Annotated in this window: 14 protein-coding genes; 6 read left to right on the forward strand and 8 right to left on the reverse strand. The window is 58.5% G+C overall.

Annotated features, from left to right (window positions below; genetic code table 11):
• The first annotated feature begins 150 nt into the window (after positions 1-150).
• From pepT to Q0Z93_RS04765, 3 genes are all read left to right on the forward strand, one after another.
• Positions 151-1410, forward strand: coding sequence for a peptidase T (pepT, locus tag Q0Z93_RS04755; protein ID WP_298063195.1), 1260 nt, complete (start codon positions 151-153; stop codon positions 1408-1410).
• Positions 1411-2477: 1067 nt separating this feature from the next.
• The gene (tgt, locus tag Q0Z93_RS04760) at positions 2478-3608 is read left to right on the forward strand and encodes a tRNA guanosine(34) transglycosylase Tgt (RefSeq protein WP_298063166.1); all 1131 of its coding nucleotides are present in this window, start codon (positions 2478-2480) and stop codon (positions 3606-3608) included.
• A complete protein-coding gene (locus Q0Z93_RS04765; protein WP_363291485.1) occupies positions 3605-4711 on the forward strand; it encodes an LptF/LptG family permease in 1107 nt (368 codons plus the stop codon). The genes tgt and Q0Z93_RS04765 overlap by 4 nt, the downstream gene beginning before the upstream one ends.
• 1368 nt (positions 4712-6079) lie before the next feature.
• Here the strand turns inward: Q0Z93_RS04765 and Q0Z93_RS04770 are convergent.
• Both Q0Z93_RS04770 and Q0Z93_RS04775 read right to left on the reverse strand, forming a co-directional pair.
• Entirely contained in the window at positions 6080-8467 is a 2388-nt protein-coding gene (locus Q0Z93_RS04770; protein ID WP_298063169.1) for a BamA/TamA family outer membrane protein, read from the reverse strand.
• Positions 8468-8470: 3 nt separating this feature from the next.
• Positions 8471-9277, reverse strand: a complete 807-nt coding sequence (locus tag Q0Z93_RS04775) for a DUF4382 domain-containing protein (RefSeq protein WP_298063172.1) — start codon at positions 9275-9277, stop codon at positions 8471-8473.
• 1083 nt (positions 9278-10360) lie between these two features.
• Here Q0Z93_RS04775 and secA point away from each other — a divergent pair.
• Both secA and Q0Z93_RS04785 read left to right on the forward strand, forming a co-directional pair.
• Complete coding sequence (gene secA, locus Q0Z93_RS04780; RefSeq protein ID WP_298063174.1) at positions 10361-13747, forward strand: preprotein translocase subunit SecA; 3387 nt, start codon at positions 10361-10363, stop codon at positions 13745-13747.
• An 863-nt stretch (positions 13748-14610) separates the two neighbouring features.
• Positions 14611-15477, forward strand: coding sequence for a tetrahydrofolate dehydrogenase/cyclohydrolase catalytic domain-containing protein (locus tag Q0Z93_RS04785; protein ID WP_298063176.1), 867 nt, complete (start codon positions 14611-14613; stop codon positions 15475-15477).
• Positions 15478-15746: 269 nt separating this feature from the next.
• Here the strand turns inward: Q0Z93_RS04785 and Q0Z93_RS04790 are convergent, their stop codons facing one another.
• The 6 genes from Q0Z93_RS04790 to Q0Z93_RS04815 form a co-directional block, all read right to left on the reverse strand.
• Positions 15747-16871 (reverse strand): glycoside hydrolase family 3 N-terminal domain-containing protein, encoded by a 1125-nt coding sequence (locus Q0Z93_RS04790; RefSeq protein ID WP_298063177.1) that lies wholly within the window; start codon positions 16869-16871, stop codon positions 15747-15749.
• A gap of 5 nt (positions 16872-16876) precedes the next feature.
• Positions 16877-17344 carry a hypothetical protein gene (locus Q0Z93_RS04795; protein ID WP_298063179.1) on the reverse strand — a complete coding sequence of 156 codons (468 nt, stop codon included), beginning with the start codon at positions 17342-17344 and terminating at the stop codon, positions 16877-16879.
• A gap of 202 nt (positions 17345-17546) precedes the next feature.
• Positions 17547-18251, reverse strand: a complete 705-nt coding sequence (locus Q0Z93_RS04800; RefSeq protein ID WP_298063182.1) for a rhomboid family intramembrane serine protease — start codon at positions 18249-18251, stop codon at positions 17547-17549.
• 532 nt (positions 18252-18783) lie between these two features.
• A complete protein-coding gene (gene lpxD, locus Q0Z93_RS04805; RefSeq protein ID WP_298063185.1) occupies positions 18784-19842 on the reverse strand; it encodes a UDP-3-O-(3-hydroxymyristoyl)glucosamine N-acyltransferase in 1059 nt (352 codons plus the stop codon).
• A gap of 13 nt (positions 19843-19855) precedes the next feature.
• On the reverse strand, positions 19856-21028 hold the full coding sequence (locus tag Q0Z93_RS04810) for a TlpA disulfide reductase family protein (RefSeq protein WP_298063188.1): 1173 nt from the start codon (positions 21026-21028) through the stop codon (positions 19856-19858).
• 109 nt (positions 21029-21137) lie between these two features.
• Positions 21138-22247 carry a DUF3078 domain-containing protein gene (locus tag Q0Z93_RS04815; protein WP_298063190.1) on the reverse strand — a complete coding sequence of 370 codons (1110 nt, stop codon included), beginning with the start codon at positions 22245-22247 and terminating at the stop codon, positions 21138-21140.
• Between the two features lie 71 nt (positions 22248-22318).
• Here Q0Z93_RS04815 and nfo point away from each other — a divergent pair.
• Positions 22319-22917: deoxyribonuclease IV (gene nfo, locus Q0Z93_RS04820; protein WP_298063193.1), on the forward strand; the 599-nt coding region annotated here is incomplete at its 3' end.

Here is a 22917-nt window from a genome sequence, read left to right on the forward strand (position 1 = left end):
GGCTGCCGGCAGCCTCGGCGAAGCTGACACACGAACGGCTGGAACGGATACGGCGGGGGGAACGGGACCTTTATTTCTGAGTGTACAGGCGGCACGGTTCCCTTTCCGGCACAGGCGGGAGCGGAACCGGTGCGCCGAATCGAAATACGGATGATGATGAAAGAGAAACTTTTGGAACGGCTATTGCGCTACGTTTCGTTCGACACGCAGAGCGATCCCCGGGGGGCGGAAGAGGGCGGGACGTTTCCCTCGACGGCGAAACAGCTCCTGCTGCTGAACCACCTGCTGGAGGAGATGCTCCGGATCGGCTTGACGGAGGTGGAGATCGACGAGTACGGCTATGTCACGGGGACGATTCCGGCGACGGGCCCGTGTGCGGCGGAAACGCCGGTGATCGGCTTCATCTCGCACGTGGACACTTCGCCGGAGATGAACGGGGCGAATGTCAGACCGCAGGTGATCGAAAATTACGACGGCGGGGATATTGCTCTCCGTGGGGCCGGACTGATCCTGAGCCCGAAGGATTTTCCGGAGCTTGCCGCTCTGGCGGGGCATACGCTGATTACGACGGACGGAACGTCGCTGCTGGGGGCGGACGACAAGGCGGGCATAGCCGAGATTCTGACTGCGGCGGAGTATCTGATGACGCATCCGGAGGTTCCGCACGGCAGGATCCGCATCGGTTTCACGCCGGACGAGGAGATCGGCCGCGGCGTGGACTTTTTCGATGTGGAGCGGTTCGGGGCCGATTTCGCCTACACGATGGACGGCAGTGCGGCGGGGGAGCTGGAGTACGAAAATTTCAATGCGGCGGCGGCCCGGGTCGCGATCCGGGGGCGGGGGATTCATCCGGGCTATGCGAAAGGCAAAATGGTCAATGCGCTGCAGGTGGCTTGCGAACTGAACGGATTGCTGCCGGCCTGGGAGCGGCCGGAGCATACGGAGGGCTATGAGGGTTTTTTCCATCCGGTCTCTATAAGTGGGGATGTGGATGCGGCGGTGATGGAGTACATCATCCGCGACCACGCGCGGGGGCGGTTCGAGGAGAAGAAGTCTGTCTTGATGTCGGCGGCGGCGTTCCTCAATGCGCGGTATGGCGAGGGGTGCGTGACTGTCGCTCTGACGGATCAATATCACAATATGCGGGAACGGGTGGAGGAGCATCCGGAGGTGATCGAAATGGCTGTGCGGGCGATCGAGCTGGCGGGGATGACGCCTGTCGTCAAGCCGATCCGCGGGGGTACGGATGGGGCGCGTTTGTCGTACATGGGGCTGCCGTGTCCGAACCTGTTTACGGGGGGGGCCAATTTTCACGGAAGATACGAATATTGTTCGCTGGATACGATGGAGTTGGCGGTGCGGACGATTGTGAATCTGGCGCGGTTGTGGTGCGGGGCCGGCGAACGGTAGCTGGTGCGGAGTTGGCGAACGGTAGCAAGGGTAGCTGGTGTGGGGCTGGCGAACGGTAGCTGGTGCGGGGCCGGCGAGCGGTAGCTGGTGCGGGGCTGGCGAACGGTAGCAACGGTAGCTAAGCTGGGGCGATTTCTCCGGATCGTGGGGATAACATGCCGGGCAGGGTTATACGTCATTTCAAACCGGAGGCGCTTTGCTTCGTTTCTTTTGTTGACAAAATCAGGGTTTTCCGGGCTGAATTACCCAACTTCTTAGGCTCCGCAGTCTCTTGGCATCGAGTTTTCTTTGGGCTGCAGCCGTTGTCTGTTTTATTGGCCACTTCTACCCCAAGTCCCCGCCGACTTCGGCCGTTTTGATGTTGGAATCCAATAAACCGCGACCTTGGGTCGCGCGCCCGACGCCGCCCCATGCGGAGGGCGCAACTCGCACAGCTCCTTGCTGCTCCGCCGGCGTCGGAACTATGCTTTGCAAAACCGGTTCCCCGATCCCTCTATGCCAGGTCGGAGCCACCCTCGGCGGAGGCCCAGTGCCGCTGGGCACTCCAACCGAGAGTTTGCTCGTTATCCAGCCCCGCTGGCTCCGGCCGTTTCCTATAACTGTGTTTTCGCGTCAACGCAACTCCGGTTCGCAGAACCGGGCGGGCCGGACGCCTCCCCTCGGGAGACCCGGTGCCGCTCGACACTCGAACCAGGCCGTAACTAACCCCAACTCCGCTGGCTGCGCCCTTTTTACCACTAAAAGATGTATTTGTCCCGCGCGCTGGCGGAAATTTTGTTCAAAAGCATGAATTGCCTTTGAACGATTTCCTACTCCAGCCGTTGCGCGCGGAGTAGGGACCCTTGGGCACTTCGGCCGAGAGTTTGCTTGGACAAGCCCCGCCGGCTCGAGGCAAAAAACTACAGTTATTCGTTATTGTTGCAATCCCTGGGATCGCCCGGCTTTTGTCAGGTGAAAGTCACAGAACAGAGAGGGATGCAAGGAACAGGAGATTTTGAATCAGAAACCCTATAAACAGACGCAGGAAAGAATAAAAGCCCTAAATTTGCGTTCTGACTAACGAAGAAATGCGTTTCACCCTCGAACATACCGACCCGCACTCCGCCGCGCGGGCAGGCATCTTCCATACCGACCACGGCGAAATACAGACCCCGATCTTCATGCCCGTCGGCACAGTGGGGAGCGTCAAAGGAGTGTTCCACCGCGATCTGGCCAATGAAGTCGGAGCGCAGATCATTCTGGGGAACACCTACCACCTCTACCTGCGGCCCGGAACCGACACCTTATACAAAGCAGGCGGACTGCACCGGTTTTCAGGGTGGGACAGACCCATACTGACAGACAGCGGCGGATTCCAAGTCTTTTCGCTCACCGGAATCCGCAAACTCACCGAAGAAGGGTGCCGGTTCCAGTCGCACATCGACGGCTCGCGACACCTGTTCACGCCGGAAAACGTGATCGACACGCAGCGCTTGATCGGGGCGGACATTATGATGGCCTTCGACGAGTGCCCGCCGGGGACGGCGGAATACGACTATGCAGCCAAGTCGTGGGCGCGGACATCGCGGTGGCTCGAACGGTGTTTTGCGCAATATGACAAAACGGAGTGCCCGTACGGGTATCATCAATCCCTGTTCCCGATCGTGCAGGGCTGCACCTATGCCGGTCTGAGGCGGCAGTCGGCGGAGTTCGTGCGGCAGTTCGACGCCGACGGATACGCCATCGGAGGGCTGGCGGTGGGAGAACCGACGCCGGTGATGTACGAGATGATCGAAGTGGTGAACGACATTCTGCCGCAAGACCGGCCGCGCTATCTGATGGGAGTCGGGACGCCGGTCAATATCCTGGAAGCGATCGAACGCGGGGTGGACCTGTTCGACTGCGTGATGCCGACCCGAAACGGACGCAACGGAATGCTCTTTACGGCCGAGGGGATCATCAATATCCGGAATGCCAAGTGGGCCGAGGATTTCTCGCCGATCGACCCGATGGGGCACACATTCGTCGATACGGCTTATTCAAAAGCCTACCTGCGGCACCTGACAGTGGTGGGCGAGATGTTAGCGGCGCAGATCGCTTCGCTGCATAATCTGGGATTCTACCTGTGGCTCGTGGGGCAGGCGCGGGAGCATATCTTAGGGGGGGATTTCGCGGCGTGGAAAGCGGAAACGGTCGAAAAATTAGGCAGAAGGCTATGATGAAACTCCTGGGCAGACTGAAATTGCAGATCATCGACCGGTACATCATGCGCCGGTTCTTGGGAACGTATCTCTTCGCCATCGCATTGATTATCCTGATCGTGGTGATCTTCGACGCGGCGGAGAAAATCGACGATTTCCTCGAAAGCCACGCTCCGGTTTCGGAAATCGTGCTGGGCTACTACGTCAACTTCATTCCCTATTTCATCAATCAGTTCAGCGGGCTGTTCACCTTTATCGCGGTGATCTTCTTCACTTCCAAAATGGCCTACAACACCGAGATCATCGCGATCTTGTCGAGCGGGGTGAGTTTCCGGCGGATGATGTGGCCATATTTCGTGTCGGCTTTGCTGATTACGCTGCTGAGCCTGTCGCTGAACCTGTTCCTGATTCCGGAGGCGAATGCCCGGCGGCTGGCGTTCGAAGCGGAGTACATGGGCAAACACAAATCGAATTACGAGGCGCACATCTACCGCCAGCTGGAGCCGGGGATGTTCGTCTATATCCGCGGTTTCCAGGGGCAGAGCAAGGTGGCGGAGTATTTCGCCATCGAGACTTACGACGGGGGCAATATCGTCAGTTCGCTGGAGGCTCAGAACGCCCGGTTCGACACGGTGACGGGCCGCTGGAAGGCGTCCAGATACCTGACCCGGCATTACGAGGGGGAGCGCGAGGTGCTGACCAAGTACGACACGCCGCTGGACACGACGGTGAATCTGGCGGCGGACGAGTTGGGCCGGACGCAGGATTTAGTGCAGACGATGAATTCGGCGAAACTGCTCCAGTTCATCCGCCAGCAGAAGGCCAAAGGGTCGGACATGGTGCCGATTTTTCAGGTCGAGGCTTATTCGCGGTGGGCTTATCCGATTTCGACGTTCGTACTGACTTTGATCGGTGTTTCGCTGTCGTCGCGGAAGGTGCGCGGCGGGACGGGGCTGCATATCGGGGTGGGGATTGCCTTGTGTTTCACTTACATCGTCTTGATGCGTTTCACGGGCGAGTTTGCCAAGGGGGGGGTGATGCCGCCGGTGGTGGCGGTCTGGCTGCCGAATGTCATCTATGCCGCGATCGGGATTTATCTTTATCTGAAGGCGCCGAAATAGTTCTTTTTGTCTACGCTATATTTGTAAAGAGGGTACTCGGTGCTGGGTTGTCGACTCCGCAAACATTTATTAGCTGTACAGCTTATTACCATGATCTCCCTCTGTCAGGCCGGAGGTGCCGCTCGGCACTCGAGCCGCAGCCGTTGGCTGTTTTATTGGCCGCCTTTACCCCAAAGCCCTCGATGGCTCCGGGGCGTACTCGTGTTTCGGAACCGTCTTTGTCTCGAGCGTCGGTGAAAATCCGGTTCGCAGAACCGGGCGGGCCGGACGCCTCCCCGTCGAGAGACCCGGTGCCGCTCGGCACTCGAGCCGAGCTGTAACTACCCGAGGTCTCCCGGGCGTCCGACCCGGTGTCGCTCGATACTCGAACCAGGCTGTAACTACCCCAAACAGTCCCCGCTGGCTCCGACCATTCCCCTGTTGGAAGCCAAGTAAACCGCGGCCCGACGGGCCGCGCGAGTCGCCGCCACCCCGCGCGGCGCGAGCCACTTCGGCGGAGCTCGTTGCTCTTTCCGCTGGCGGCGACCCGATACGATTCAGAATCATTCTTTACCCGCGCGTCGGAATGAACATTCTTTGTCCGCGCGCTGGCGGAAATCTTGTTCAAAAGCGCAAGCTGCTTTTGAACGATTTCCTTCTCCAGCTGTCGCGCGCGGTGTTGGTGCCGCTCGGCACTCGAACCGGGCTGTAACTATCCTTTCTTGGCCGGAGCCAGCGGGGACTGCAAACGAACGCAGTGAGAAAATTGCAGGCCTCCGCCCGGGGTGGCTCCGGCCCGACATCGAGAGATCACGGCCGAACCGTCTTTCTCCTCACGCGAAAGCCTTTCCTGAAGCGTCGTGTTTTGCCTTGAGGGGGACGTGCAGGACGCGCGCACACCCGACAAGGCGAAACCGGCTGGAGGCAGTTTGGCTTCGCCTTCCTCCTGGCGCCTCGGCCATTCGAGCAAGCTCGATGGCACTCGGCTGCTGCGTCGGTTCTTTGTCTACTTTGACCTGCGGTCTTCCTCGCGCTACCTCGGCATAGCCCGCAAACGATCTCTGCTCTCGGTACGCTGCTCGGTTCTTTGGTGGCAAAGAAAGTAGAAGCCCCGCCGGCTTGAGGCGGCTAAGAGCAAGTGCCTGCCCGGCAAAAGGGCAGCGAAGAAAAGGTCTTTTTTTTAAGGGGAAAGGCCCAGCCGGCATGAGGGCAACAAAAGAAAAACCGTCCGCCCGAGGCGATTACCTAAGAAAAAGGCCCGCCCGGCAGGAGGGCAATGAAGAAAGAACACCACTCGATACAGTCCCGCGGCCCGGCCAAGAGAGGGCAGTTGCAGCCCGCTTCCTGCGTCCGGTGCCCCCCTGACCATTGCCCCCCGAAAAAATCGCATCAGAACGGCAAGCCGATCGCGAAATGAAGCGCCGTCTCCCGCCACTTGAAGCCGCTTTTCCACCGTTCCGGTTCCGGCACATTCGGATTATGCAATTTCAGCCCCCAGTCCAACCGCAACAGCACGAACCCCAAATCATATCGGAACCCTAATCCCGTGTCCAGCGCAATCTCCTTGTAGAAACTGTCGAACCTGAACCGCGCAGCCGCCGCCGACCCCTTGGCATTCATCCACACATTGCCCGCGTCGAGGAACACCGCCATCCCGAAACCGCCCGCCACCGCGAAACGGTATTCCAAATTGGCCTCCAGCCGAAAATCCCCCAGCTGGTTCGGATAAGTCTCCTTCCGGTAGAGCGTCTCGCCTGGCCCTAACGTCCGCACCTGCCAGCCCCGCATGCTGTTGGCCCCCCCCGCGAAATAGAGCCGCTCAAAAGGTAGCGTTTTCGAGTTCCCGTAAGCGATCCCCCCGCCGATAAAAAAGCGCCACGCTAACTGCGTAGTGGCCGTGAGGTTCGTGCGCTGGCTGATGTCGAAACTCAGCCGCGCATACTGCGCGAAACGGATGCCGAAAATCTTGTAAAAAGTCTCCTCGTCCGCCAGCCCCGCATTGATCGTCGAAGACTTGCCCAGCCACTGTGTCAGCCCGCGCAGTAGGTTGCCGTTGACATCCCCCGTCAGCCGGATCGACAGATTGTTCGCCTTCGGATTCGGGTCGGTCTGGTAATAGTAGCCCGCCGAAAGGCCCGCAATCAGCTGCGACTCGTAGCTGTTTTTCAGGTACGGATTCTCGATGCTGTTCTTGAAATCGGCGTCGATCCACGGCACGTCCACCACGTTGATGTCCGCCGGATTGATCTGGAACCGCGCCCCGTTCCGGAGCGTCCACGAGTAGCCGAACGTCCCCCCCGCGATCGTCCGGTTGTAGTCCGGCCGCCGCTGGATGTCGTAAGTGACCGATATATTGGTTTTCTGCTGCGGGAACTTCGCCAGCTTGTCTGCCCGCAAAGGCAGCAGGAACCGCGGGATGTCCAGCCCCACACTCACCCCGAACTCATAGGAATTGCGGTTTCCCTTGTTTTTCATCAGCTCGTAGGCCCCCCGGAAACCCACCGTGAAATTCTCGGCCCCCCGGAACAGGTTCTTGTGCTGGTAGCCCAGTGTCAGAGCCATGGAGTAGTAGTCCGCCGTAGTGGAAATCTCGGCATCCACGTTGAAATTCTGCCGCACGTTGGGCGTGCACTGGATCAGACACGCGAGGTTCCGCTCGCGGGTGGATACCGTCGTCCCCGACGCCGAGGCCCGCGTCACCTCCACCGGATGCAGCGTGTCGTAAGGCAGCTCGTTGAACAGGATATTGGAGCTGTACTGCAGGTTGCGGATGTTGTTGTACGTGCGCTGCACGCTGCTTTTGTCGTACAGTTCGTTCGGCGAGAGGCGGATAGCTCCCACCAATATATTTTCCCTCAGCCGCAGTTTGTCGAGGTAAAGAATGTCGATCCCGTTGTATCGCACGGTGTCCCACGGCAAGCGCTCGATCTGTTCGGGCGACAAGGTGGGGTCATAGTCCGTGTTGACGGTGATCTGTCCGATCCGGTAGATCGGATGGTTCTCCATCACCTGCTCGCCGTCGGAGGTCACATAAGCCACCCGCTGCCGGACCCGCAGGGTGAGGGTCATGGCCTGGTCGAGATGCGCCGTATCGACCACATAGGTAATGTACCCTTTGTTGAATCCCCAGAATCCCATGTCCTGCAGCCGGGCGCTGATACGCTCCCGCTCGGCGTCGAACACGTCGCGGTCGTAGATCATGCCCTGCTTGAGCAAGCTCGCGGCGGTGTCTTCCAATATGATGGGTTCGAGGAATTTGTCGTCGATGCGGTAGCGTATTTCCGAGACGGTGAATGGCCGGCCTTCGCGTGCGATATACCGTACCGTCGCTTTCCGTTTCCGGCGGTGGTATTCCACCGAGTCGGAAACCGTGGCGTCGAGGTAGCCGCGCGAGGTCAGGTACACCTGCATCATCTCCCTCGACCGTGCCGCCTGTACGGGGTCGTAAATGACTGGCGCCTCGCCGACCTTGTTGCGCCAGAACCGCTGCCAGCCGTTGTGTTTGGCGGTGTCGGTGAGGTTGTACATCCCGAGGTAGAGGCCGATCCCGAGCAGGCGGTTGTTGGGCCGCTGCTGGACGTACTGCATCAGCTCTTTCGGTGTGACGCGTTCGCGGCGCGCGGTTTTCTGTTCTCCCTCGATTTCGACGACATTGCGGCGCAGCAGGTATTTGTCCTGCGGCACATAGCGCATCGTATTGCACGACGACAACCCCGTGACGGCCCCCAGAAAGGCTGCCAGCACTGCTATGACTTTATGCCGCCGAGATGCAACCACCCTTTACAATCCGTTGGTTTCCAAAACGATAATACCGAGGTCGGTGACTTGCTGGCGTTCCACGGCGACTTTCGTCGTATACGGTCTGATGTCCGAACCGGAGCGGGGTGTCACGTCGAGGGTGTAGTTCCCCGGCATCAACCGCATGAAGAATGCTCCCGCCGGGTTGAGCGAGCAGTAGGTGGAGCTGACTTTCCCCGTGGCGTCGTCGGTAAAGCGCAGCCACAGGCGCGAGGTCACCGCCGCCTGCCCGGCCTGCAAACCGCCTTGCACCACGCCGCACGCTTCGGTGTCCACGAAAGTGACTTGCGGCCGGAAACGGTATCCGCTCCCGGCTGTCGGGTCTTCGACGACGGAGGCGGCGATGTCGATGTCGAACAGGAGCGGGGTGTTCGGTCCGTCCATGGTCACGGCGGGAAAGGGCACGGTCACCGAGGCGTCGGCTGCGTCGACGGCCAGCGGCCGGCTTTCTCCGGCCAGCACGAGGTAGGCGTTTTCGGTCGAAAAGGTGATCCGCGCGGCGTCGTACGAGCTGCCTTTCGGCATTGTCCCGCGCCCGGCTTCCTGCATCCGGCCGTTGATGAGTTCCAGCAGGGCGACGTAAGGTTCGGAAACGGTGAGGGGTGTCCATGCGTCGCTCCCGGCCTGCCGGACGTCGATGCCGGTGATGTAGAAGTTGAGGCCGCTGTAATCGGCGGGGCTGTCGCAGAGATAAACGGCGAGCTGGTTTTTGTCGTTGGCGTCGCTGCATGCGCCTAACATGAGCGTGCCCAGCAGGATATGAAGTGTCTGGAGAATATTCCGTGCCATATCTTGCAAAGTTATTACTTTTCCCGACTTTGTCCGTACCCGCAGGGAACCGCAGGTTTATTTAGCACGGCGCCGGGTGCCGCTCGGCACTCGAGCCGCAGCCGTTGGCTGTTTTATTGGCCGCCTCTACCCCAAAGCCCTGCTGGCTCCGGCCCGAGCAAAGCTGTTTGTAAAAATCGCACCGTTTTTATCGCCTCGAGCCGGGGCATTTGTTCTTTCTTTATAAAAACTTTTTTGCATGCCCTCATGCCGGGCCGGCACTTACTTTTTGTAATGCGACAACCGACGCTGCCAGCGAGAGCAAAGCGGGCTTGCCCGCTTTGCCGAGCGGCAAGGAGGGAAACAAGCAAAGCGCAGTTAAAAGTAAGCAAAAAACGCATCAAAGGGGGCAAGCCCCCTTTGCCACCTCCCCCGACAAATCTAAGGTGCAAGCGAAAGCGTTTCCGGGAATGTCGTGTTTTGCCTTGAGAAAGCCGGGCAGAACGACCGGCTTTCGACAAGGTGAAACCGATTCCCGGTGACTTCTTTGCTTCCTTTAACCTGCGTTTTTTTTCGCGCTACCTCGGCATAGCCCGCAAGCGGCCTCTGCCCTCGGAACGCTGCTCGGTTCTTTGGTGAAAGGAAGTGCCCCGCGGCATGAGCGATAAAAAATGCCTACTTTTTAATCGTATAATAAAAATTCTGCGTGTTCGGCCTCGCGCGTCCTAAGGCTGAGCAAACTCCCGGTCGGAGTGCCCGGCGGCACCGCGGAGGTCGGCGATCCAAAGAATTGCAATATAAAGAGCGGTCTATTGTTCCGGCCCAAAGCAAACTCGATGCAAGAGGACTGCGGAGCTTAAGGAGTCGGGTAATTACAGCCAGGAAAACCTCAACGGGGCCTTTCTTTTCAAAGAAAGAACAGTTCCACACAGCACAAGGCAAAATAACCATTCGTAACAGTTCGTCGGGAGAAATTCAAATTTCCGGCAGGAAACATACGCAAATCGCACAAATATTGCTATCTTTGATACTTTCAAGCGCGGCCCGTCGCGGAATGCCGGCGGAATCCGTTGTATAACAAGTAATTAAACGAGACCACACAATATGAGCGTAACAGCGAGCCTGCTGAAGATATTTTTCGGCAGCAAAGCGGACAAAGACCGAAAAGCGATTCAGCCTTATGTAGACAAGATTCTGGCCGTTTATCCCGAGATCGAGCGGCTCACGGACGACGAGCTTCGCGAACGTGTGACCGCATTCAAAGCATTGATCCGTCAGCGTATTGCAGAAGACGAAGAACGCATCGCCACCTTGAAAGCCAAGATGGAAGAAGCCGACGTCGAGATTGCGGAGAAAGAACAGATCGGCACCGAGATCGACCGGCTCAAGAAACACGTCAACGAGACCATCGAACAAGTGCTGGACGAGATTCTGCCCGAAGTGTTCGCCATTGTGAAAGACACGGCGCGGCGGTTCGCACAGGCGGGAGAACACGGCGGCACGATTGTCGTGACCGCGACCGAGGCCGACCGGGAGCTGGCGGCCAAAGGACGTGACTTTGTGACTATTGACGGGGACAAGGCGGTCTACAAAAACCGGTGGACAGCGGGGGGGAACGAGATACAGTGGGATATGGTGCACTATGACGTGCAGCTCTTCGGCGGGGTGGCGTTGCACAAAGGGAACGTGGCCGAGATGGCGACCGGCGAGGGGAAAACCTTGGTGGCCACTTTGCCGGTATTCCTCAATGCGCTGGCAGGCAAAGGGGTGCATGTGGTGACAGTCAACGACTACCTGGCGCGGCGCGACTCGGAATGGATGGGGCCGATTTATGAGTTTCACGGATTGACGGTGGACTGCATCGACAAACACCAGCCCAATTCAGATGCCAGACGTGCGGCCTATAACAGCGACATTACCTTCGGGACGAACAACGAATTCGGATTCGACTACCTGCGGGACAATATGGCCATCGAACCGGGGGATTTGGTTCAGCGGGAACACCACTATGCGATAGTGGATGAAGTGGACTCGGTGCTGATCGACGACGCGCGGACACCGCTCATCATTTCCGGGCCGGTGCCGCGGGGCGAAGATCAAATGTTCGAGGAATACCGCGGGCAGGTCGAGGCACTTTACGGATTGCAGCGGAATTTATGCACCTCGTTATTGGCCGAAGCTAAGAAAGCAGCGGCGGAAAACGACGAATCGCGCGCGGGGAAACTGTTGTTAGCCGTGCATAAAGGGCTGCCGAAGTACAAACCGCTCATCAAATTCTTGTCCGAACCGGGGATGAAAGCCCTGATGCAGAAGACCGAAAACTTCTACATGCAGGACAACAGCAAGCGGATGCACGAAGTGACGGACGACCTCTACTTCATTATCGACGAAAAGCTCCACAGCGTCGAACTGACAGACAAAGGACACGATGCGCTGGCCGGGAATATCAACGACAAACGGTTCTTCATTCTGCCCGACATCGGCAGCGAGATCGCCACGCTCGAGAAAAGCGACATGACCGTCGAGGAACGACTGGAAGCGAAAGACAAACTCCTCTCCGAATATGCGCTCAAGTCGGAGCGGGTGCACACAGTGCATCAGCTGCTCAAAGCCTATGCGCTGTTTGAAAAGGACACGGAATATGTGGTGATGGACAACAAGGTCAAGATCGTCGACGAGCAGACCGGGCGTATTCTGGACGGGCGGAGGTACTCGGACGGCCTGCACCAGGCGATCGAAGCGAAAGAGCGGGTGAAAGTCGAGGCAGCGACACAGACGTTCGCGACCATTACGCTCCAGAACTACTTCCGCATGTACCACAAGCTGGCGGGGATGACCGGGACGGCAGAGACGGAGGCATCCGAACTGTGGAACATCTATAAGCTGGACGTGATCGTCATTCCGACCAACCGGCCGGTGATCCGGAAAGACTATCAAGACCTGATTTACAAGACGAAGCGGGAAAAATATGCGGCAGTGATCGAAGAGATCGTCAAATTGGTGGGCGAGGGGAGACCGGTTTTGGTGGGGACCACCAGTGTCGAAATCTCGGAACTGCTGTCCAAGATGCTCAAACTCAGGGGGATTAAGCATAACGTGCTGAATGCCAAGCAGCACCAGCTGGAAGCGCAGATCGTGGCGGAAGCGGGTAGGGCAGGACAGGTGACGATTGCGACCAATATGGCAGGGCGTGGGACGGACATCAAACTGACACCCGAGGTGAAAGCGGCGGGGGGGCTGGCCATTATCGGCACCGAACGGCATGAAAGCCGGCGGGTGGACAGGCAGCTGCGCGGACGGTCGGGACGGCAGGGAGACCCGGGGAGCTCGCAGTTCTTCGTCTCGTTGGAGGACGACCTGATGCGGCTGTTCGGCTCGGAACGCATCGCCCGCTTGATGGATTCCATGGGGCTCAAGGAAGGCGAAGTCATTCAGGCAGGGATGATGAGCCGCGCGATCGAACGGGCGCAGAAAAAGGTCGAAGAGAACAACTTCGGGATTCGGAAGCGGCTGCTGGAGTACGACGACGTGATGAACTCGCAGCGCGAGGTCATTTACACGCGGCGGCACAATGCGGTGTTCGGGGAGCGGATCGAAGTGGATGTCAATAACATGATGACGGATTTCGCCGAGACATTTGTCGAAAATTACCGCGGGCTGCCGTTCGACGAATTCAAGGTGGAATTGATCCGGCAGATATCGATCGAACCGTCGTTCACCGAAGAGGAGTACAACGACCTGAAGGATCCGCAGTTGGCGGAGCTGCTTTTGGGGGATATGCGGAGTGCGCTCAAGCGGCGGGCGGCGCAGATCGCGCAGCAGGCTTATCCGGTGTTGGAGGCGATTTACAAGGAGCAGGGGGATAAGTTCGAGACGATCTCGGTGCCGCTGACGGACGGAAAGCGGGGCTTGAACGTGCCGGTCAATTTCAAGCGGGCGATCGATACGCGCGGGCTGGAGATTCACAAGGCGTTCAGCCGGGTGATGATGCTCATTACGATCGACGACGACTGGAAGGAACACTTGCGGGATATGGACGACTTGAAACAGTCGGTGCAGAATGCGGCGTATGAGCAGAAGGATCCGCTGTTGATCTACAAGTTCGAGTCGTTCGAGCTGTTCCGCCGCATGATCGAGAAGATCAACCGCGAGGTGCTGTCGATGCTTTTGAAGGTGTACCTGCCGGTGGCGCCGGCTTCGGACGCTCCGGGGGCCGATGGCTCGGCGGGGCGTGCAGTGCAGGCCGCTCCGGCGCAGGGACAGGCGATTCCGGCTCGGAACCGACCGGATATGAGTCGGATGCGGATGTCGCGGAACGACGGGCCGGTGCCGCCGGGGATTCCGAGCGGGGCAGTGGCGAGTGGCGGTTCGGCGTCTGCTGCGGACGGGGGAAAACCCATGCCGGTGCATGCGGAAAAACGGGTGGGGCGCAACGATCCGTGTCCGTGCGGCAGCGGCAAGAAGTACAAAAACTGCCACGGGGCGGCGTAAGGTTTTTTTCTTCGGGATTTCCTCGGGGGGGCTTCGGGATTGCCAGCGGAGTTGTATTGAGGTTTCTTTGGAGTTTCTTCGGGGCTTCTTTGGGGGTGCTTCGGAGTTGTATTGAGGTTTCTTTGGAGTTTCCTCGGGGTTTCATCGAGGTCGCTTTGGGAAATTCTTCGGGGTTTCTCCGGGATTGCTTCGGGGTTGTATTGAGGTTCCTTGGGGGGTTCCTCGGGGTTTCATCGAGGTCGCTTTGGGAAATTCTTCAGGGTTTCTTCGGGATTGCTTCGGAGTTGTATTGAGGTTTCTTTGTGGAGTTTCTCGGGGTTTCATCGAGGTTGCTTTGAGGAATTCTTCAGGGTTTCTCCGGGATTGCTTCGGAGTTGTATTGAGGTTTCTTTAGAGTTTCCTCGAGGTCTCTTTGGAAAATTCTTCAGGGTTTCTTCGGGATTGCTTCGGAGTTGTATTGAGGTTTCTTTGGGGGTTCCTCGGGGTTTCATCGAGGTTGCTTTGGGAAATTCTTCAGGGTTTCTTCGGGATTGCATCGGAGTTGTATTGAGGTTTCTTTGGGGGTTCCTCGGGGTTTCATCGAGGTCTCTTTGGAAAATTCTTCGGGATTTCTTCGGGATTTCTTCGGGATTGCATCGGGAATTCATCGGGGTTTTGCGAAAGCCCGCCTTTGAGAAACTGGGGCGTTTTTTGAGAGAAACCTTGGCCGGAACGCGCGGTTGAAAGGGCCGTTTTAATCATAACAGAGAAAAGTTACCGATGTGGTGGTAGCTTTTCTTTGTTGTATCAATCTGCTGAGGAGGCCGGCAATTTTTGCGTGGCTCGGTGCGGTGCAATATAAACGTACGAATAAAATAAACGATATGGAATTGATCGACGGGAAAGAGGTCGCTGCCACCCTCAAACGGAAAATGGCAGAAGAAGTCGCCGCGATGGAACGCAAGCCCACTTTGGTAGCCATCCTGGTGGGACACGACGGTGCCAGCGAGACCTACGTGGGGCATAAGGAAAAAGCCTGCAAAGAAATCGGATTCAACTCAGCAGTGCTGCGGTTTGAAGATCATATCTCAGAAGAAGCACTGCTGGCCGAAATCGAAAAGCTCAATAAAGATCCGGAAGTGGACGGCTTTATCGTCCAGATGCCATTGCCGCAGCATATCTCGGAGCAGAAAGTGATCGAAGCGATCGACCCGCGCAAAGATGTGGACGGCTTCCATCCGGTGAATGTAGGGCGGATGATCCTGGGATTGCCCGCCTATATTTCGGCGACACCGGAAGGCATTTGCGAACTGTTGCGGTACTACCGGATTCCGACCGCGGGGAAAAACTGTGTGGTGGTGGGAAGAAGCAATATCGTCGGGCGGCCGATGGCCAACCTGCTGTCGGACAAGGAATTCAACTGCACCGTGACACTGTGCCACAGCCGGACGGAAAACCTCGCGCAGATTTGTGCCGGGGCGGACATTCTGGTGGCGGCGCTGGGCAAGGCGGAGTTCGTCACGGCGGATATGGTCAAACCGGGCGCCGTGGTGATCGACGTCGGTATTACGCGGGTGGCGAGCGACAGGACGAAAAATGGATGGAAACTGCTGGGGGATGTGAAGTTCGATGAAGTAGCCCCGAAGTGCAGCTATATCACACCGGTGCCGGGCGGCGTCGGGCCGATGACGATCGTCAGCCTGATGAAGAATACGCTGCTGGCAGCCAAGGGGGCTATTTACGGGAAGTAATTACCTGGGCGGCGGGGGAACGTTATACGGACTGCGATAATTACTTTTCGGTGTCTCTACCTACAACCCCTTGCCGCTGGCGGTAGCCGTTGCGACCCCATTATATGAATGTAGGTTTATTTAGCACAGGACCGTTTGTGTCCCTTTCTTGAAAGAAAGGCCCCATCGGGAGCTCCGGGCTGTAATTACCCGATTGATCAGGCTCTGCCGTCCCACTGAAAGCTCACCCCGCCCGCAAGCGGTCTCGGAAATTGCCGGAAGTACGCTTCTTATCTGAGCCTCGCCTTGAGCGTCCTGATGCGGTCGTTGGCCTGCGCGATGCGCTCGCGGGAAATCCGCCCCTGCTCCACCAAACGGCAAAGGATGTCGAAAGTCCGCTGTGTCAGGTCCGGCTCGTAACTTTTTCCGTTGTTCCCGATGATGACCATGTCCGCACCGGCATTGATCGCCAGTTCCAGCGCCCTTTCGAGCGAATAATGATCCACGATGGCCCTCATGTTGAGGTCGTCGGTGATGACCACGCCCCGATAGCCCAATCCGCCGCGCAGAATCTCCGCGATCCACCGCTGCGACAGCGAAGCGGGATATTCCGCATCTATATCCCTGTGCATCAGGTGTCCCACCATGACGAAGTCGGCATATCCCTCGTCAATCAAAGTCCGGTAGGGGGCCAGCTCTTTGTCCTCCTGCCAGGTTTGCGTAATGTCGGTCAGCCCCAAATGGCTGTCCGCCCGCGAGCTGCCGTGGCCGGGAAAATGTTTCAAGGAGGCCAGCACACCCCGCTCGTGCAAAGCATCCGTCCAAATACGCGCCTGTTCCGCCACGACAGCCGGATCGCCCGAAAAACTTCGCCCCAAGGCCCCGATCACAGGACACTGAGGGTCGATATTTACATCGACGCAGGGCGCGAAGTCGACGTTGATTCCGGCCTGACTGCATGTCATGGCCGTCAGCGACGCCCATTTGCGCGTCGTGTCGGGATCGTTCAGGCGGCCCTGGTGTTCGGCGCTGACGCTCGCCGGAAATCCGTAGGCGGGCTTGAGTCTATTGACTCGCCCTCCCTCCTGGTCGATGGTGATAAAGAGTTTCGGATGGCCGCCGGCTTGCGCCAGCCGCTGCAGTTCCGCGCTCAGTTTCTGCAACTGTTGCGGCGAACGGACATTGCGCCGGTTTCGTGCCGCAGGCACGTCCCTGTCGAAGTAGATCACTCCGCCGATCCCGAGCCGCTGTACGGCGTCGGCTACTTCTCCGGTGGCGTCGAAACCGCGGAACCCGGCCACGATCATCTGTCCGATCTGTCGCCGCAGCAGGCTGTCTTCCGTTAAAGCATTTGCCCGGGGCGTCGTGCAGAGCAAGGTGCAAAAACCGAGCAGGGGGAGAATGGGGTGTCGCATGGGGGTTATCGGTCGAGTTTGAAACGTATGCGGAGAATGCCCGAATCGTTGTCGTAATCGGTGGAAATCAGGCGTATATGGCCGATTTCGGAGGTGTTGGTGACGTGCTCGCCGATGCAGGGGCAGCGGTCGTAGTCTCCGACGCATACGATGCGCAGTCCGGTTCCCGGTGTGGCTGCGACGGTTTCGGGCAGCCTCGAGAGGTCGAATTCCGCGGCTGCTTCGGTGTAGGGTATTGTCTGGAAGGTGACGGCCATATGTCTGTCGATCTGGTCGTTGACGATTCGTACCACCTCTTCGGCTTCCGCTGGGGTGAGGTTGCGCCCGATATTCCGGAAGTCGAAATCTGCTTTCGATTTCTTTTTCTCCAAATGAGTAGTCACTGCGCGTCCGCAACCGAACATCCTGACCATGGTCCCGCCCAGTATATGCTCGGCGGTGTGCATCTCTCGCGGATATACTTTATCACTCATGAGTTTAGCTGAATTTTAATCGTAGGTTTTATTGTACGTGTTCGGGAGGGAACTGTTCTCTTTAACTTCGCTCCGCTCGTTTTCCTCGCGCTATCTCGGCATAGTCCGCCAGCGGCCTCTGCTCTCGAAACGCTGCTCGGTTGTGAACAAAGAGAACCAGAAAACCGACGCAGCAGCCAGCCCGGAGGCGCCCGATGGGTTTTCAATAATCTATTTTCCCGGTTCTCTTCCACAGCATCAGCAGCAAGAAACCGAAGAGCATCCCCCCGACATGGGCGAAATGGGCGATATTCGAGCCTTGCTGGGTGACACCGAGGAACAGTTCCAGCACTCCGTATACAATTACGAACCATTTGGCTTTCATCGGGATCGGCGGGATCAGCAGCATAATCCGGTCATTGGGATGCAGCATCCCGAAGGCGAGCAGCACGCCGAACACGGCTCCGGAGGCGCCGATAGTCACGACACTGTCGGCCCACATCTGCAATTGCTGCGGTGCGAACTGGGCATAACCGAGGCGCACGAACCGGTCATATTCAAACCAGTTGACGGCGAGGTTGCACAGTCCGGCTCCGATGCCGCAAATGAGGTAGAAAATCAGGAACCGTTTCGCCCCCATATCGTATTCCAGTATGCGTCCGAACATCCACAGGGCGAACATGTTGAAAAAAAGGTGTTCGATACCGCCGTGCAGAAACATGTAGGTGACCGGTTGCCAGATGCGGAAGTCTGCCGATTCCCAGAAGTGGAGTCCGAACAGGTCGATCATCCGTTCGCCGCCGATGCCCTGGGGCAGCAGGGTCTGGGCCAGAAAGACGATGACGTTCAGGATAATGAGGTTCATGACCACGCTCTGCCCCCACGAGGAGGAGCTGCCGTGCGTGCCGAAAAGGTTATTATTGTTCATTCGTTATTTTAAAGTGTCTTGTTTGTGCGGCCGCGCGGGGCGTTTGTTTGGTTTGCACGGTTTTTTACCTGTCGCAAGGCCCCGTCGGGGCGTCTATTCTGGGTTTGCACTGCTTTGTTTAAGGTAGTACAGTGCGGCTGCCCGGCCGAGGGCGGTACCCCCTGGTGGCAGAGCAAACTCTTCGGCTGGATTGCCCAATGGCACCACAAGGCCGGCGATGCTCACGTATCGCGCTGCTCGCTGCGGTAGTGACAGCCTAATTCTTAATCCGGTGGCACCCGCGCGCCACGCCGGAAAAGGAAAATCGACGGTTTCAACGTGAGTTGAAAGCGATTGATTTTCCCGGCGCGCGGAAAAGTACAATTTCGGGTCGCAGCCTGCGGGATTGGGGGTAGTTACAGCCTCACCCGAATGCCCCGCAGCACTCCGGACGTTCGGCCCGAAAATTAGCCATTTGGTCGGCAGTCAATGCCTTTTCGCCCCGTCAGCGCCCCCCGAAAGCCACGCCAGCCTCAGGAACAGCCCCCCGAACTTATTTTCCCTCCGCAAGCTGCTCCTGCAAAGCCCGCACCTGTTTGGCCAGTTCGCCGACCTGCCTGCGCAGCTCCGGCAGCTGTTTGACCGACGCCTGTATCCGGTGCCCCTCTAAGCCCGGATAAGCCGGCGATCCGAACACCGTGACGCCCGGTGTCAGAATATTGTTCGGGATGCCCGACTGCGAACCGATCTTCACCCCGTCGGCGATCGTGATATGCCCCACGACCCCCACCTGGCCCCCCATCATCACACCGCTCCCCACCTTCGTAGAGCCCGCGATGCCCACCTGCGCCGCCATGACCGTATTCTCGCCGATCACCACATTATGCGCCACCTGGATCAGATTATCCAGCTTAGCCCCCTTCCGAATCCGTGTGGAGCCCATCGTCGCCCGGTCGATCGCGCAGTTGGAGCCGATCTCGACATCCTCCTCGATCACCACATTCCCGATCTGCGGGATTTTCTGGAACGAACCGTCCTCCGTGGGTGCGAAACCGAACCCGTCGCCCCCGATAACCGTCCCCCCGTGCACCGTGACCCGGTCGCCCAGCACACAGTCTTCGTAAATCTTCACCCCCGGATAGAGCCGGCAGCCGGCCCCGACCCGCACGCGGTCGCCCACATAGACCTGCGGCCACACCTGCGTTCCGTCGCCCACCACGGCATTTTCGCCGACCACGGCATATTCCCCCACATAGACCCCCTCGCCCACCCGGGCCGAAGGATGGATAGAGGCCAGCGGACTGATCCCCGTCTTGACCGGCTTGTTGGCCACATAAAGATCGAGCAGCGAAGCGAAAGCCTTGTAAGCGTTCGCCACGCGCACCAACGTCAGCCCCTGCGGCAGCGCCTGCCGGGCCTGGAAATCGGCATTGACGATCGCAATCGTCGCGCCGGTATGGTAAATATGCTCCTCGTATTTAGGATTGGAAAGGAAAACGAGGTCGCCGGCAGCGGCTTCCTCGATCTTGGCCACGGAACCGACCGCGGCCTGCTTGTCCCCCTCGACGGTTCCGCCGAGGTAACCGGCGATGATCTCTGCTGTGAACTGCATGATTATAACTGTATTACCGTTTGTTGACGAGTGAATCGAGCGTGGCGTAGAAAGCCGGGTCTTCGCCGGTATAGCGGGCGACGATCACTCCCTGCGGGTCGATGACCATCTTGGTCGGATAGGCCTCGAGGCCGAACCTGACGGGAATGTCGTCCTCCGCAGCCCGCACGTTGATCCACGGCAGCCCTTGCGACGCAACAGTCTGTTTCCAGTCTTCTTCCGTGTCGCCGCAGTCGACGCCGACAAATTCCACGGAGGCCTTGTATTTGCCGTAAGCCTCCTTCATGGCCGGCATCCCTTTCATGCACCACCCGCACCAGGTGCCCCAGAAGTCGAGCACGGTGTATTTCCCCTTGCCGTACAAGGAAGACAAGGTGAAATCCTTCCCCTCGGTATCCGGCAGGGTGAAGTCCGGAGCCGCCGCACCCGCCACGACAGTTTTCCGGGCCTCTTCCGCAGTGAGCATTCGGCCGGTCATTTCATTTTGCAAGTCGAGCCACTCCTTCAGCGGCCCCTGTCTGACGCTTTCGTCGAGCAGCCGGTACAGGCTGTCAGCCGTGCGGCCGTCGTTGAGCGTGGCCAGGAAAAAGCCGGAAACCGGATCGGCAGGATGGGCCCCGATATAAGCCGCCTTGAATTGCAGGATGCTGTCGGTGAGCTGCCCGATCTGCTTGTAGATGCTGTCGTCGGGATTTCGCCGCTCAGGCGAGATCATCATGGCGATCGTACTGAGCATGTCGAGCCGCAGCTGCAAAGGTTCGACGGTCTTTTTCTGTTCCATCCACCGCTGCTGGTCCGGCGAGCCGTCTAACGAGTAGTCGATCGTCCGGTTCTTCGGCTCGTAGACAGCCCGGACATGGGTTCCCTCCCCAGGAAGCAGAAAGAGTTCGATGTTCTGCCGGGGCCCGTCGCCGCGGAAGCTCTGCGGGGCGAGGAATATTTTGTAGAGGTGCCCGTCGTCGGGAATGTCGATCGAAAAGTCGACGTCGCCGCCGTTTCGGGTGCCGCCGACCAGGAAGGTGGTCATGTCGCCGCGTTCGCGGATGGTGGCTGGGGTGAACCACGAGCAGATCAGGCTGTCGTCGGGCAGCCCCTGGACGGTGACGGTGAGCCGGCCCTTGCCGCCGCCGGAGCAGGCGGTGAGCAGCAGAACGGCGCACAGGAGGCCGGTGAGATGGTTTTTCATGGATGGTGCTTTTTTGTAAAGTTATTATAAAATCCGTGCGATCCGCAAGGCCGCCGGTCTCTGCGACGCCGCAGGCTCCGGAATTCCCGCCCGGAACGAAGCCCTGTCTCTATTTCTTATACTTCAGCCGCGAGCGCGTGATGGTGCTCTCCTGAATCGGTTTGTGCGGTTTCGACGCGATATTGAACTGGAGCCCGAACCCCACCGATTGGTAAATCTGCAGGTAGTCCCACGGCTTTGGCACCCGCCCCTCGTCCCGTTTTTCCTGCGCGTTGGGCGTGGTGATCTGGTCGTTGTAGATCATGTTGACGATCAGCTGGGCCGACACCACATTCGTAAACTTGAAGTTCAGCGTGTTTCCCCACGTGGCCGACGGCGGCAGCGTGTAATTCCAGAACGATTCGAGTTTGGTGATGTATTCGATCTTGTCTTTGGCGAACTTCGTCTTGTAGTTGATCCGCACCTGCGCCCCGATTTCCGCCTTGAATTTTTTGCCGGTTTCGACGCCTAATCCTCCTTTCCGCGCCAGCGAATCGTTCAGCACGAAAGTCATCTTGCCCGCGATCGGCGCCAGCAGGATATTGAGCTTCTTGCTCGGCGGTTCGTAGGTGAAACCGCCCGATATTTCGACCGTTCCCGGCGCCATGAACGACGACTTCCACACCTTCGGCTTGTCTTTCGGATAGTCGTAGCTCTTGGAGAACTGCGACCGCCAGATCAGCGAGCTGGAAAGCTTCCACCGTTCCGAGATATTCCAGCTCGGGGTGGTCGAGACGTTGAAATAGTCCACGTTCTTGCGCGTCTGCCCCGTGGTGCGCATCAGTCCGTACTTCGCGTCGAACACGGTCTTGATGCTGAACACCGGTGCGGTGTAGTTGTGCTCGAAATTGAGCGACGCCAGCCCCGAGTAGGAGTTGTCCCCCCCCTGCTGCCAGTTGTTGAAGCTCACTTGCGTGATCGACAGCCCCGGTTTGAAGGTGTAGCTGTTCCGCTGTTTGGAACGCAGTTTGCGCAGGTACTTGTCGTATGCGTCGCTGTACAGCTCGAACTTCAGTTCCGTGGTGGGTTTGGCCGGTTTGATCAGCGTATCGGGCACCGCTTCGAGTTTGGCCGCCTGTTTCTTCGGGTTGAACTGCGCCGCAGCAGGCCCCGCCCACAGCAGCAGGAACAGGGCCGGGAGCAATGGATTTCTGAACAGAATGTGTAGTTTTGCAACCATAAGGCATTCCACGATCCGACCGGATCGGTCGATGAGTATAATGTGCAAATTTAACAAAAATAGTAATAGCCATGAAATATTTCGGAGCGCATGTCCATTCGGCGGGCGGGGTGGAGAACGCCCCGCTCAACGCGGAGAAATTGGGGGCCGGAGCTTTCGCCCTTTTCACCAAGAACCAGCGGCAGTGGGCCGTCCCGCCCCTCACTCCGGCGCAGATCGACGCTTTCCGGAGCCGTTGTGACGCGGGGGGCTACCGGCCGTTCCAGATTCTGCCCCACGACAGTTACCTCATCAATTTGGGCCATCCCGATGCGGCCGGGCTCGAAAAATCGCGCCGGGCTTTCAACGACGAGATGAAGCGGTGCGAGCTGCTCGGGCTCGACCGGCTCAACTTCCACCCCGGCAGCACGCTCCGGGAGATCGACGACGAAACTTGCTTGGCGCGGATCGCCGAGTCGATCAACCTGGCGTTGGAGGCGACGGCAGGGGTCACGGCGGTGATCGAGAATACGGCGGGACAGGGTTCCAATCTCGGCTGGCGGTTTGAACATCTGGCCTATATCATCGACCGGGTGGGGGACAAGAGCCGCGTGGGGGTCTGCATCGACACCTGCCATGCTTATTCGGCCGGGTACGATCTCGGCACGGCGGAGGCCTGCGGGCGGACGTT

Source organism: uncultured Rikenella sp. (assembly GCF_947628055.1).
Taxonomy (GTDB): domain Bacteria; phylum Bacteroidota; class Bacteroidia; order Bacteroidales; family Rikenellaceae; genus Rikenella.